This is a genomic window from Pseudonocardia lacus (assembly GCF_018531445.1).
GTDB classification, from domain to species: domain Bacteria; phylum Actinomycetota; class Actinomycetes; order Mycobacteriales; family Pseudonocardiaceae; genus Pseudonocardia; species Pseudonocardia lacus.
This window is the reverse complement of sequence record NZ_JAHDTH010000082.1, coordinates 1-12,391: the sequence shown is the minus strand read 5'-3', so window position 1 is coordinate 12,391 and position 12,391 is coordinate 1. Positions and strand designations below refer to the sequence as shown.

The following is a 12,391-nucleotide window of genomic DNA, read 5'->3' as shown; positions in this document are numbered from 1 at the left end:
GGAACGCGGCCCGCCGGCGTTACACGTTCGTGATGGAGGGGCGCATGGCCGCCATCGCCGGGGACGCCGCTGAGAAAGCTGCAGTGGTGGTGCGTACTTCTCGGTAGGGCCCGCCGCATCAGGTGCGGCGGCTCGACCGTGAAGGCAGGTCACCCCGCATGAAGCGCTCCCCCCACCCCCGGCGTCGCCTCGCCACCCTCGTGACCGGCGTGGCCGTCGCCATCGGCGTCGGCACGCTGGCCGTCGTGGGCCTCCCCGCGGCTCCGACCGCCCCCGCCCCCGCCCCCGCTGTCGTCGCGGCCCCGCGGCTCGTCGCCGACGCGCCCGCGAACGGCTGCCCGGAGGTCGAGACGATCGCCGTCCGCGGCACCACCGAGCGGCAGGGCGGCGGCATCGTCGCCGGCCCGCTGGCCTCCGCGCTGCAGGACCAGCTCGACCAGACGGTGCGGACCCACGACCTGGTCTACCCGGCGTCGTTCGCCTACCAGCAGAGCAAGCGCGCCGGCGTGCGGGCGCTGCGGGCGCGGCTCGCCCAGACCTCGGCCGAGTGCCCCGGCACCGAGTTCGTGCTGATCGGCTACTCCCAGGGCGCCGACGTCATCGGCGACACCATCGCCTCGGGGGACGTGCCGGCGGCCGACCGGATCGGCGCCATCGCGATGTTCGGCGACCCGGCGTTCACCAGCCGCGAGCCGTTCGCTACCGGCAGCTTCCGGGTCGGCACCAACGGCATCTTCCCGCGCGCAACCGGCGCCTTCGGCGACCTCACCGACTCGGTGGTCTCGTTCTGCAACCGCGACGACAACTTCTGCCAGCGCGGCTCGGCCGGCACCGGGCACTTCCGCTACGGCGCCGACCGGCAGGAGGCCGTGGAGGCGGTCGCCGAGCTGCTGGGCTGACCACTCACGTCCCGGCCACCCCCGGCAGGGCGTCGAGGGCGACCTTCGCCAGCGAGTCCGTGCGGGCGAACACCGCGCGCTGGCGGGTGGCGCCCGGGCCGCGGTCGAGGACCGCCTGCAGCAGCTCGCGCACCGTGACCAGGTCGCCGGTCCGCTCCAGCGCCGGGGTCACGTGCTCCACCAGCGCCCCGAGCACCACGGCGGCCGGGGCGGGGCGCCAGTCGCGGGGGTCGAGCAGGACGCCGTCCACCCCGTCGCGCCCCGCGCGCCACGTGGCCAGCCGCAGCACCTCGGTCCGCACGGCCCGCGGCGGCGTCCCGGCCTCCCACTCGTCGATCGCGGTCTCCACCAGTGCGCGGACCAGCCCCGCCACCAGGACGGCGTCGTCGGGGTCGCGGCAGACGTCGGCGACCCGGATCTCGACGGTCGGGTGGGTGCGCGACAGCCGCGCGTCCAGGTAGAGCATGCCCTCGTCGAGCAGGGTGTCGGTGGCCAGCGCGGTGTCGACGAACTCCTGGTAGCCCTGCACCGACCCGAACGCCTCGTAGACCCCCGACGACGGCCAGCGGGTCCACACCTGGCTGCGGAAGCTCGCGTAGCCGGACTGCTCGCCCTGCCAGAACGGGGAGTTCGCGCTGACCGCGATCAGCGGGGCCAGCCAGGGCCGGATGCGGTCGAGCACGGCCACGCCCTGCTCGGGCGAGTCGATCGCGACGTGCACGTGGCAGCCGCAGGTGAGCTGCTCGGAGACGGTCAGGCCGAACCGGCGGGCCATCTCGTAGTAGCGCCGCGACGGCGTCAGCGTGGGCTCCACGGGCAGCGGCGAGGTGGCCAGCGGGACGAGGCCCGCGCCGGCGTCGGCGGCCGCGGCGATCGCCTCCGAGCGCACGGCCCGCAGCTCGTGGGCGAGCTGGTCCAGCTCGGTGCACGGCCGGGTGCCGGTCTCCAGCTGCTCGCGCTGCAGCTCCTTGGTGAGGCCCGCGCCCTGTTCGTCCTCGACCTCCCCGGCCCGCTCCGCCTCGGCGAGCACCGCGCCGCTCATCGCGACCGGAGCGCCCGTCTCCGGATCGACCAGCAGGAACTCTTCCTCGACCCCCACGCTTCGCACGGGCAGATAGTGCCCAAAGTCGACGCCCGGTGAACCCCGGGGTTGAGAGCCGGCCGAATCGGGCAATCTGGGCGGGTGGCCGACTGGGTGTTCTCGATCGTTGACCGCATGGGCTCGCTGGGCGTCGGGCTGCTGATCCTGCTGGAGAACCTGATACCCCCGATCCCGTCGGAGGTCGTGCTCCCCCTGGCGGGCTTCCGCGCCAGCACGGGCGCGCTCAACGTCGTCGCGGTGTGGGTGTGGTCGACGGCCGGCTCCGTGGTCGGCGCGCTGCTCCTCTACGGCCTGGGCGCCTGGCTGGGCTACGACCGGCTGCACCGCCTCGCCGGGCACCGCTGGTTCGTGATCACCAGCCAGAACGACCTCGAGCGTGGCCAGGACTTCTTCGAGAACCACGGCAGCAAGGTGGTGCTGCTCGGCCGGTGCGTGCCGTTCCTGCGCAGCGTGGTGTCGATCCCGGCCGGGGTCGTCGGCATGGGCCTGGTCAAGTTCGTCACGCTGACGACGATCGGCAGCGGGGTGTGGAACGCCGTGTTCGTCGCGCTCGGCTGGATCCTCGGCGAGCGGTGGAGCGACGTCGAGCAGTGGTTCGGGCCGGTCAGCTACGTGGTCATCGGGCTGCTGGTGATCGGGCTCATCTGGTTGGTCGTGCGCAAGGTGCGCAGCCGCGAGCCCGCCGCCGACTGACCGTCCGGCCCGGCTGCTCGGCGCCGCGGGCTTGCCTTCCGGGCCCCGCACGGGCGAAGCTCCGCGCGGCCTATCGGACGGACAGCGGGCGGGCACGTGGCGAGCGAGCACGAGTGGGGCGAGGACAGGCTGCGGTTCGCCGTCGTCCCCCCGAACGGCAGTGTCGACGACCTGGCCGCGACGGTCGGGCCGCTCGCCGAGCAGTTCGTCCGGCTGGCGGCGAACCTGGCCGGCGCGACGACCGTGCAGGGCGTGCTGAGCCGGGTCTGCGAGGCCGCGCTGGCCGCCGTCCCGGGGGCCGACCTGGTCAGCGTGACCCTGCGCGCGAACGGCGGCTTCCACACCCCGGCCCGCACCGACGAGCTCGCCCACGCGCTCGACCAGGTGCAGTACCGCCTCGACGAGGGCCCGTGCGTGGAGGCAACCCGCACGCCCGGCACGGCCGTGACCTTCTCCGCCGACCTCGGCGCCGGCCGCGAGTACCCGCGGTTCGGCCCGGAGGCCGCCGCGCTCGGCGTGCACAGCGTGCTCGCGGTGGGCCTGTTCCCCGGCGGCGAGTCCCCGCGCTACGGGGCGCTCAACATCTACTCCCGGGTGGCCGGCGGCCTCGACGAGCTGGACCGCGACCTCGCCCTCGTGCTCGCCGCGCACGCCTCCACGGCGCTCGGGGCGAGCATGGCGCACACCTCGGCCGAGCTGGAGATGGCCCAGCTGCGCGAGGCGATCAGCAGCCGCGACGTCATCGGGCAGGCCAAGGGCATCCTGATGGAGCGCCGCGGCGTGTCGGCCGACGAGGCGTTCGACATCCTGCGCCGGGCGTCGCAGGCGCTGAACGTGAAGCTGTCGCGGGTGGCGCAGACGCTCGTGGAGCGGCGCGCGGAGATCTGACCGTTCCGGCTCCGATCTTCACCGGAGCCGCACGACCCTCTCACCCGATCACCAGACGGCTCACGGCTTCCTCTCAGGTGGCGCGGACAGGGTGGATCACAGAAGCACCGATCCACCCCATCGGCACCGAACCGGGAGACCCCGATGACCGTCTCGACCGTCCTGCTCGACCGCCCCGCCGCCCGTCCCCGGGCGGCATCCCGCGTCCTGCTCGTGGACGGCGACGACGACGGCCGCCGGGCGATGGCCGCGGCCATGCGGGCGGCCGGGCTGCAGGTCACCGCGGTGGCCGCCCCGGCGCAGGCGCTGGCCGTGCTGCCGGCGGTCCGGCCGGACGTGCTGATCACCGACATGAGCCGCGACGCGCTGGAGCTGGTGCAGGTGCTGCGGGTGCGCGACGCCGCGGTGCCCACGCTGGCCGTCGGGTCGCGGACCGACCGGGTCGCGGCGTTCCAGGCCGGCGCGGACGCCTTCCTGGCCACGCCGTTCGGGCCGACCGAGCTGCTCAACCGGGTCGCCGACCTCGCCGCCGCGGCCGCCGTCTGACCCTCCGCGCCCGCCCCGCGACCCAGCGGCTCGCGGTCCCGCACCGTGCGGGAGCATGGCCGCGTGGTGCGGCTGGCGGGGGTGCGCAAGCGCTACCGCGGCCGCGGTGAGGTCCTCGCCGGCGTCGACCTGGAGGTCGCGCCCGGTGAGCCGGTGAGCCTGGTCGGCGGCAACGGGGCGGGCAAGTCCACCCTGCTGCGGATCGCGGCGGGCTGCGCCTCGCCCACCGCCGGACGGGTCCGCGGCCGCCCGCCCGTCGTCGGTTACCTGCCGCAGGCCGCGCCACCACCCGCCCGCATGACCGTGCTGGCCTACCTGCGCCACCACGCCGCCATGCACGGCGCGGGTGCCGCCGGCCCCACCACCGCCACCGCCGTGCTGGACGCACTCGGCTTCACCGGCGACCGGGCCGGCCCGCTGGTCGCGTTGTCCACCGGCAACCTGCAGAAGGTCGGGCTGGCCCGGGCGCTGGCCTGCGCCGGCCCCGACGCCCCCGGTGACCCCGGCGAGCCGCCCCTGCTGGTGCTCGACGAGCCGTGGACGGCGCTGGACGCCGACGCCGCCGTCGCGCTGGGGCGCGAGCTGGCCGGCTGGGTGGGCGCCGGGCGTCCGCTGCTGGTCGCCGACCACACCGGGCGGGCCGGGCAGCTCGCGGGCGCGCGCACGTACCGGCTGTCCGGCGGGCTGCTGGAGCCCGAGGACGTCCCCCGCGGCCAGCCCGACACCTGGGCCACGGTCCTGCTGCGCTGCCCCTCCGCGCCGGCCGCGGCGCTGGCCGCGCTGCCGCCGGTCGCCGACTCCTGGGACGAGGACGGCCTGCTGGGGCTGCGGCTGCCGGCGGCCCGCTGCGACGCGTTGCTGGCCGCGGCACTGGCGATGGGCTGCTCGGTGGTCGGCGTGCGGCGGGGTCCGTGATCGGTCGGACGTCGGCCGCGGCCCGCTACCTGCTCGCGCTGCTGGTCGGGGAGCTGCGCGTGCTGCTGCCCGTGGTGGCGTTCCTGGCGGTCCTCGGGGTGCTGTTCGGCGGCGACCCGGGGCCGCCGCCCACCCCGTGGGCGGCCTCCGCGCTGGCGATCTACCCGACCGCGGCCTGGGTCGCGCTGGTCGTGGCGAACGTCGAGGACCCGGTGCAGCGCACGATCACGGTGAGCGCCGCGGGCGGGCGGGGTGCCGTCGCGGCGGCGACGGCGCTGGTGGCGCTCGTCGCCGACCTGCTGCTGGTCGCGGTGGCGGTGCTGTTCCCGCTGGTCACCGGGCGCTACGAGTACCCGCCCGCGACGCTCGTGCTGGGGGCGGTCGCGCACCTGGCGTGCGCGAGCGCCGGCACCGCCGTGGGGCTGCTGTGCGCGCGCCCGCTGGTCGCCCGGGTCGGCTGGTCGTTCTGCCTGGGCGCGACGGCCGTGGTGGTGACGGCGGTGCAGCCCTGGCTGCCGCCGGTCGGCACGGCGGTGCACGCGCTCAGCTCGGGCGGTGGCGTCCCGGTGGGGCCCGCGCTGGTGGGGCTGTCCGCCGTGGGCGGGGCGGCCCTGCTGAGCTGGTGGGTCGACATCCGCCGCTGACCGCTCGGCACTCGTTCTTGACACGCGACCTCCTGGGTTGCATGGTTACCTACATGAGTAACGAACCGACTGACCCCGGGGACGGGTGGTCGGGATGAGGGACGACGGGCAGCCGCTCTTCCGGCAGATCGCCGAGCAGATCGAGAACGCCATCGTCGACGGGACGCTCGCCGAGGAGGCGCAGGCGCCGTCGACCAACGAGCTGGCCGCCTTCCACCGCATCAACCCGGCCACCGCGGCCAAGGGCATCAACCAGCTCGTCGCCGACGGCGTGCTCTACAAGAAACGGGGGATCGGCATGTTCGTCGCCGAAGGCGCCCGAGCGCAGCTGCTGGAACGCCGGCGCGAGGACTTCGCCCGCCAGTTCCTGGCCCCGCTGATGGCGGAGGCGCAGAAGCTCGGCATGGACGCCGAGCAGGTCAAGAAGCTGATCGACGTGTGGGGGGAGGCGTCATGAGCGCCGCGAACCCGGTCTCGCTGACCGGGGTGTCCAAGCGCTACCGCGAGGTGGCCGCGCTGGACGGGGTGAGCATCGAGCTCGCCGAGAACACGATCCACGGGCTGCTGGGCCGCAACGGCGCCGGCAAGACCACGCTGATGCACATCCTGACCGGCCAGGCGTTCGAGACGGCCGGCGACGTGCGGGTGTTCGGGGAGCACCCCTACGAGAACGCCGGCGTGCTGCGCCGGGTCTGCTTCGTCAAGGAGAGCCAGCGCTACCCCGACTGGTTCGCGGTCCGGCACGCGTTCAAGGCGGCCGCGCTGCTCTACCCGGGGTGGGACGAGACCTTCGCCAGCCACCTGGTCGACGACTTCGACCTGCCGCTCGACCGGCGGATCAAGAAGCTGTCGCGCGGCCAGCTCTCCGCGGTCGGCGTCGTGATCGGGCTCGCCGCGCAGGCCCCGCTGACCATCTTCGACGAGCCCTACCTGGGCCTGGACGCCGTGGCCCGCCAGCTGTTCTACGACCGGCTGCTCGCCGACTACGCCGAGCGCCCGCGCACCGTCGTGCTGTCCACCCACCTGATCGACGAGGTCAGCGACCTCATCGAGCACGTCGTGCTGCTCGACCGCGGCCGCGTCCTGCTCGACGGCGACGCCGAGACGCTGCGCGGCGACGCGGTGACGGTGTCCGGGCCGTCGGGCGTGGTCACCTCGTTCGTCTCCGGCCACGAGGTGCTGCACCGCGAGGACGTCGGCGGGATGACCCGGGCCACCGTCCGCGGCGTGACCGAGCGCCCGGAACTGGGCGGGCTGTCGTTCGAGCCGGTCTCGTTGCAGCAGCTGGTCGTGCGCACCGCGCAGGGCCGCGGCGACGAGGGCGGCCGGCGGCGGGCGGCGACCGGGGGACCGGTCGGGGCCGGCAACGGGAACGGGGGCCGGTGATGAAGCAGTCGCTCGCCGTCGTCCGCATCCACCTGGTCAGCTGGCGGTTCATAGGGATCATGCCGGTCGCCATCCTGGCCCTGGTGCTGGTGCTCAACCTGGCCCTGTTCGGCTCGATGGGCGACATCATCCCGCCCGACGGGCGCACCACCGGCGGGGTGCTGTCGATCTACATCACGGTGGCCGTGGGCTACCTGCAGGCCATGACGCAGTCCTTCCCCTTCGCCCTAGGGCTGAGCGTCACCCGGCGCGCCTTCTACGCCGGCACGGCGCTGCTCGTGGCCATCGAGGCCGCGGCCGCGGGCGCGCTGCTGCTGGGGCTCAAGGTGGTCGAGCAGGCGAGCGGCGGCTGGGGGCTCGGGATCAAGTTCTTCGCGATCGCCTTCCTGGTCGTGGACAACCCGCTGCTGCAGTGGCTGATCTACGCCGTGCCGTTCGCCGCGCTCTCCGCGATGGCCGTCTTCGTCGGCGTGGTGTTCAAGCGCTGGGGCCAGGCCGGGGTGTACGCGCTGACCATCGCGCTCGGCGTCGGGCTGGCCGGCGCGGTCGTGCTGATCACCCTGCAGGACTGGTGGCCGGCGTTCGGCGGCTGGTTCGCCGAGCAGACCCCGCTGGCGCTGTTCGCCGGCTACCCGCTGGTCCTGGCGCTGCTGCTGGGTGGCGCGGGCTGGCTGGCCATCCGCCGGGCGATCCCGTAGGGAGGGGGGAACCGTGGATCAGGTGCTCGGCGTCGTGCGCCTCCAACTGCACAACGTCCGCTTCGGGATGGTGTTGCCGCTCGCCTGCTTCGGCGCGGTCGTGCTGCTCAACATGGCGGTGCTCGTGGTGAACCGGATGAGCAGCGACGAGAGCCCCTTCACGTCGGTGATGCTGACGCTCTACCTCACCGTCGGCCTGGGCTACATCCAGATCACCACCCAGACCTTCCGCTTCGTGCTGGGCATGGGCGTCACCCGGCGGGCGTTCGCGGTGGCCGTGATCGTGCTGGCGGTGCTGGACGCCGCCGGGTACGGCGCGCTGCTGGGGGTGCTGCGGCTGGTCGAGTGGGCCACCGACGGATGGGGCCTGGGGCTGGCGCTCTTCCGGCTCGACGAGCTGGGCTCGACCGCGAACCCGCTGCTGCACTGGCTCGTCTACGGCGCCCCGATCGTGGTGCTGGCGATGGTCGGCGCGCTCGTCGGCGCCCTCTACACCAGGTGGGCCACCGTCGGCGTCTACGCACTGGTCGTGGCCGTGCTCGCCGTGCTCGGCGGGGCGGCGGTGCTGGTCACCCTGGCCGACGGGTGGTCGGCGGTGGGCGCGTGGCTCGCCGCCCAGCCGCCGCTCGCGCTGAGCACCGGCTACCCGCTGGCGCTGGCCGTACCGCTCGCCGCGGCCGGCTGGCTGGTCCTGCGCCGCGCCACGCCCTGATCCCGGTCGTGCGGGCCGGGGACCCGCACGACCGATCGACCCGGACCACGCGCGCCGACCGGGGGGCGGCGCGCGTGGCCCGGGTTCTCGCGCGTCCGGCCCTACGGAGGTGCGGCAAAAGGCGGTAACGCCGATCACCCGGCCCCCGGAGGGCGATCACGCACTAGCCTCCGCAGGTCGTAGTGGCGAAATGGCGACAGAACCCGTTGGAGGCACCTCCAGTGACCGCATCAGGCACCACCGGAGCAACGGCGGACCTGCAGACCGACGTGCTGGTGATCGGCAGCGGGCCGGCCGGCGGCGGCGCGGCGCTCGCGCTGGCGTCGCTCGGCGTCGAGCACATGGTGATCACCAAGTACCGGTGGACGGCGAACACCCCGCGCGCGCACATCACCAACCAGCGCACCATGGAGATCTTCCGCGACCTCGGCATCGAGGACGAGGTCATCGCCCAGGGCACGCCCAACGAGCTCATGGGCGACACCGTGTTCTGCACCAGCCTCACCGGCGACGAGATCGGCCGCGTCCGCACCTGGGGCACGCACCCGGCCCGCCGCGCCGACTACACCCTGGCCAGCCCGTCGTCGCACTGCGACATCCCGCAGACGTTCCTCGAACCGATCATCGTCGGGGCCGCGGCCGGCCGCGGCAGCCGGGTCCGCTTCGACACCGAGTACATCGGCCTCACCCAGGACGACGACGGCGTCGACGTGCGCGTCCGCGACCGGGTCACCGACCGCGAGTACACCATCCGGACCAAGTACGTGATCGGCGCCGACGGCGGGCGCAGCCAGGTCGCCGCCGACGTGGGCCTGCCGTTCGAGGGCCGGATGGACATCGCCGGCTCGATGAACATCGTCTTCCACGCCGACCTGTCGCACCTGGTCGCGCACCGGCCGAGCGTCCTGTACTGGGTGCTGCAGCCCGGCAGCGACGTCGGCGGCATCGGGCTGGGCCTGGTCCGGATGGTCCGGCCGTGGAACGAGTGGCTGATCGTCTGGGGCTACGACATCACCCAGCCGCCGCCCGACGTCGACGAGGAGATGGCCATCGGCATCGTCCGCGAGCTCGTCGGCGACCCGGAGCTGGCGGTGACCATCCGCTCGACCTCGCTGTGGGGCAACAACAAGATGTACGCCACCCGCTACCGGGCCGGGCGGGTGTTCTGCATGGGCGACGCCTGCCACCGCCACCCCCCGTCGAACGGGCTGGGCTCCAACACCTCCATCCAGGACGCCTACAACCTGGCCTGGAAGCTCGCCTACGTGCTGCGCGGCACCGCGGGCGAGGCACTGCTGGACTCCTACGACGCCGAGCGCTCCCCGATCGGCAAGCAGATCGTGCTGCGGGCCAACAAGAGCATCGAGGAGTTCGGACCGATCTTCGCCGCGCTCGGCGTCGACGGCGGCGACCCCGAGCTCATGAACCAGCACATCGCCGCCCGCGCCGACAACACCCCGCAGGCCGCCGCGCAGCGCGAGGCGCTGCGCAAGGCGCTGGAGCTCAAGGACTACGAGTTCAACGCGCACGGCGTCGAGCTGGGGCAGCGCTACGCGTCCAACGCCGTCGTCCCCGACGGCACCCCCGAGCCCCCGTTCGACCGCGACCCCGAGCTGTACTACCACCCCACCACCTGGCCGGGAGCCCGGCTGCCGCACGCCTGGCTGGGCACCGGCGACGGGCGCAAGGTCTCCACCCACGACCTGGTCGGCGGCGGCCGGTTCAGCCTGCTCACCGGCATCGCCGGGGAGGCGTGGGCGGAGGCGGCCGGCAAGGTCGCCGAGCAGTTGGGCGTCGAACTGGTCGCGCACGTGATCGGCCCCGGCCGCGAGCACATCGACCTCTACGAGGACTGGTCGCGGGCGCGGGAGGTCGACGAGGCCGGCTGCGTGCTGGTCCGGCCCGACGCGCACGTCGCCTGGCGCTCCGCCGGCGCCTCCGACGACCCGGCCGCCGACCTCTCCCGCGTCCTCACCCAGATCCTCGCCCGCTAGCCGTCCCGCCCCTCCTGGCATCCCGGGAGGGGGGTCAGGGGATGCGGGTCAGCAGGTGGGTCAGGGCGGCGTCGAAGGCGTCGGGCTGTTCGAGGTTCGGCATGTGAGCGGCGCCGGGGATCACGACGAGCTCGGCCCCGGGGATGGCGTCGGCGATGGCGCGGGCGTCGGCGACCGGGGTGAACGCGTCGTCGGCGCCGACCACGACGACCGTCGGCACGTCCAGGGCGCCGAGGGCGGGCCGGAGCTCGGGGCGGTCGGCGCGGGCGCGCTGGGCCGCCGCGGCGCCGACCGGGTCGGTCTCGCGCATCATCGCCAGGACGTGCTCGGCGACGCCCTCCGGCGAGCCCGGCCGGACCATCCGGTAGAGGTTCTCCACGGCGTACGGGTCCATGCCCTCGCGCAGCAGCCGGTCGGCGGCGGCGCGGCGGCCGGCGACGTCGGGTTCGGCGGCGGCCGTCGTGTCGGCGAGCAGCAGTCCCGCCACCCGGTCGGGATGGCGGACGGCGAGGTCGAGGGCGATCTGGCCGCCCATCGACAGCCCGACGACCACCGCCCGCGGCACCCGCACCGCGTCGAGCAGGTCGACCAGGTCGTCGGCGAGGTCGGACCAGCCTTCGACGGCGCCCGTGCTGGCGCCGTAGCCGCGCAGGTCGGGGGCGATGGACCGGCGGGACGCGAACCGGGTGAGCTGGCCGCGCCACATCGAGCGGTCGAACGGGTGGCCGTGCACGAACAGCAACGGCGGCTCCGCGGAGGCCGGGCCGAGGTCGTCGTAGGCGAGGGTGGCGGTGGTCAGGGCGAGAGTGCGCACGGGCGTCCTTCCGGGGTTGACACCCCGATCCTGATCCGAGCATTCTGCAAATTCAATGGTGACAATGTGCTCGGAGCAATGATGGAGGACTTCCGCGGCCTGGCCGACGCGGTGGCCGCCGACGTCGCGGCGGGGAGGCTGCGCCCCGGCGACCGGCTGCCCACTCAGCGCCGGTTCGCGCGCGAGCACGGCGTCGCCGTATCGACGGCGTCCCGCGTCTACGGCGAGCTGGTGCGGCGGGGAGTCGTGGTCGGCGAGGTGGGTCGGGGGACGTTCGTGCGGGCCGGCCGCGGAGACGCGGCGCCGGTGCCCACCGAGCCCTCGACGTCCGGGGTCGATCTCGAACTCAACTTCCCCGTCCTGCCCGGCCAGGCCGGGCGGTTGGTCGGAGCGATGCAGGAATTGCTCCGAGACGGGGGGCTGGACGCCGGGCTGCGGGCGGTCGGGGTCGGCGGCACCGCGGCCGCCCGGGCGGGCGCCGTCGAGGTGCTGTCCGTGCCGGGGTGGAGCCCCGACCCCGACGGCGTCGTGTTCACCGGCAACGGCCGCCAGGCGGTCGCCGCCGCGGTCAGCGCGCTCGTCGGGACCGGCGGGAGGCTCGCCGTCGAGGCGCTGACCTACCCGGTGGTCCGCGGGATCGCCGGCCGCCTCGGCGTCGACCTCGTGCCCGTCGCCGTCGACGACGAGGGCATGCGGCCCGACGCGCTCGCCGCCTGCGGTCCGGTCGGCGCGGTCTACCTGCAGCCCACCCTGCACAACCCGCTCGGGACGACCATGTCGGAAGGGCGCCGGGCCGAGCTCGCCGCCGTCCTCGACCGGCTCGACCTGCCCGCCGTCGAGGACCGCGTCAACGCGTTCCTGCGCCCGGAGCCGGCGCCGCTGGCCGCGTGGGCGCCGGGGCGCACGGTCGTCGTGGACAGCCTGTCGAAGCGGGTGGCCCCCGGCCTCAGCCTCGGCTACCTGGTGGCGCCGCCGGCGCTGGTCGCCCGGATCGCCGCCGCGGTGCGCGGTGGCGGGTGGGCGGCCACGGCGTTCGCCGTCGAGGCGGCCACCCGGTGGGTCGCGGCGGGCGAGGTGGCCGCGATCGAGCGCGACAAGCG

14 protein-coding genes are annotated in these 12,391 nt (G+C 74.7%); 12 read left to right on the top strand and 2 right to left on the bottom strand.

Translation table 11 applies throughout. The annotated features are described in order from the left end of the window. Nucleotides 1-158 precede the first annotated feature (158 nt). Nucleotides 159-899: a cutinase family protein gene (locus KIK08_RS18595; protein WP_214404452.1), complete on the top strand. Its 741-nt coding sequence runs from the start codon at nt 159-161 to the stop codon at nt 897-899. Nucleotides 900-903: 4 nt separating this feature from the next. Here KIK08_RS18595 and KIK08_RS18590 read toward each other — a convergent pair whose 3' ends face one another. Further along, complete coding sequence (locus KIK08_RS18590) at nt 904-2,007, bottom strand: carboxylate-amine ligase (RefSeq protein WP_308257718.1); 1,104 nt, start codon at nt 2,005-2,007, stop codon at nt 904-906. Nucleotides 2,008-2,082: 75 nt separating this feature from the next. On the opposite strand from KIK08_RS18590, the gene KIK08_RS18585 reads away from it, so the two are divergent. From KIK08_RS18585 to KIK08_RS18540, 10 genes are all read left to right on the top strand, one after another. After that, complete coding sequence (locus tag KIK08_RS18585) at nt 2,083-2,694, top strand: DedA family protein (RefSeq protein ID WP_308257717.1); 612 nt, start codon at nt 2,083-2,085, stop codon at nt 2,692-2,694. Nucleotides 2,695-2,790: 96 nt separating this feature from the next. Then, nucleotides 2,791-3,582, top strand: a complete 792-nt coding sequence (locus KIK08_RS18580) for a GAF and ANTAR domain-containing protein (RefSeq protein ID WP_214404451.1) — start codon at nt 2,791-2,793, stop codon at nt 3,580-3,582. Between the two features lie 144 nt (nt 3,583-3,726). Further along, nucleotides 3,727-4,128 (top strand): response regulator, encoded by a 402-nt coding sequence (locus KIK08_RS18575; protein ID WP_214404450.1) that lies wholly within the window; start codon nt 3,727-3,729, stop codon nt 4,126-4,128. 63 nt (nt 4,129-4,191) lie between these two features. Continuing rightward, nucleotides 4,192-5,043, top strand: a complete 852-nt coding sequence (locus tag KIK08_RS18570) for an ATP-binding cassette domain-containing protein (protein WP_214404449.1) — start codon at nt 4,192-4,194, stop codon at nt 5,041-5,043. After that, nucleotides 5,040-5,687, top strand: coding sequence for a hypothetical protein (locus KIK08_RS18565; RefSeq protein WP_214404448.1), 648 nt, complete (start codon nt 5,040-5,042; stop codon nt 5,685-5,687). The genes KIK08_RS18570 and KIK08_RS18565 overlap by 4 nt, the downstream gene beginning before the upstream one ends. Before the next feature lie 94 nt (nt 5,688-5,781). Beyond that, entirely contained in the window at nt 5,782-6,144 is a 363-nt protein-coding gene (locus tag KIK08_RS18560; protein WP_214404447.1) for a GntR family transcriptional regulator, read from the top strand. Beyond that, on the top strand, nt 6,141-7,073 hold the full coding sequence (locus KIK08_RS18555; protein WP_214404446.1) for an ABC transporter ATP-binding protein: 933 nt from the start codon (nt 6,141-6,143) through the stop codon (nt 7,071-7,073). Before KIK08_RS18560 ends, KIK08_RS18555 begins: the two co-directional genes overlap by 4 nt. Further along, a complete protein-coding gene (locus KIK08_RS18550) occupies nt 7,073-7,771 on the top strand; it encodes a hypothetical protein (RefSeq protein ID WP_214404445.1) in 699 nt (232 codons plus the stop codon). Before KIK08_RS18555 ends, KIK08_RS18550 begins: the two co-directional genes overlap by 1 nt. A 13-nt stretch (nt 7,772-7,784) precedes the next feature. Next, nucleotides 7,785-8,483, top strand: coding sequence for a hypothetical protein (locus KIK08_RS18545; RefSeq protein ID WP_214404444.1), 699 nt, complete (start codon nt 7,785-7,787; stop codon nt 8,481-8,483). Between the two features lie 221 nt (nt 8,484-8,704). Then, a complete protein-coding gene (locus KIK08_RS18540) occupies nt 8,705-10,477 on the top strand; it encodes an FAD-dependent oxidoreductase (protein WP_308257716.1) in 1,773 nt (590 codons plus the stop codon). A gap of 34 nt (nt 10,478-10,511) precedes the next feature. On the opposite strand, the gene KIK08_RS18535 is transcribed toward KIK08_RS18540, so the two are convergent. Further along, a complete protein-coding gene (locus tag KIK08_RS18535) occupies nt 10,512-11,291 on the bottom strand; it encodes an alpha/beta fold hydrolase (protein ID WP_308257715.1) in 780 nt (259 codons plus the stop codon). 66 nt (nt 11,292-11,357) lie between these two features. On the opposite strand from KIK08_RS18535, the gene KIK08_RS18530 reads away from it, so the two are divergent. Beyond that, the coding region (locus KIK08_RS18530; protein WP_308257714.1) for a PLP-dependent aminotransferase family protein at nt 11,358-12,391 on the top strand (1,034 nt) is incomplete at its 3' end.

Coding starts and splice junctions, on each gene's coding strand:
- KIK08_RS18595 (WP_214404452.1), top strand. CDS start 159: ATGAAGCGCTCCCCCCACCCCCGGCGTCGCCTCGCCACCCTCGTGACC.
- KIK08_RS18575 (WP_214404450.1), top strand. CDS start 3,727: ATGACCGTCTCGACCGTCCTGCTCGACCGCCCCGCCGCCCGTCCCCGG.
- KIK08_RS18560 (WP_214404447.1), top strand. CDS start 5,782: ATGAGGGACGACGGGCAGCCGCTCTTCCGGCAGATCGCCGAGCAGATC.
- KIK08_RS18555 (WP_214404446.1), top strand. CDS start 6,141: ATGAGCGCCGCGAACCCGGTCTCGCTGACCGGGGTGTCCAAGCGCTAC.
- KIK08_RS18550 (WP_214404445.1), top strand. CDS start 7,073: ATGAAGCAGTCGCTCGCCGTCGTCCGCATCCACCTGGTCAGCTGGCGG.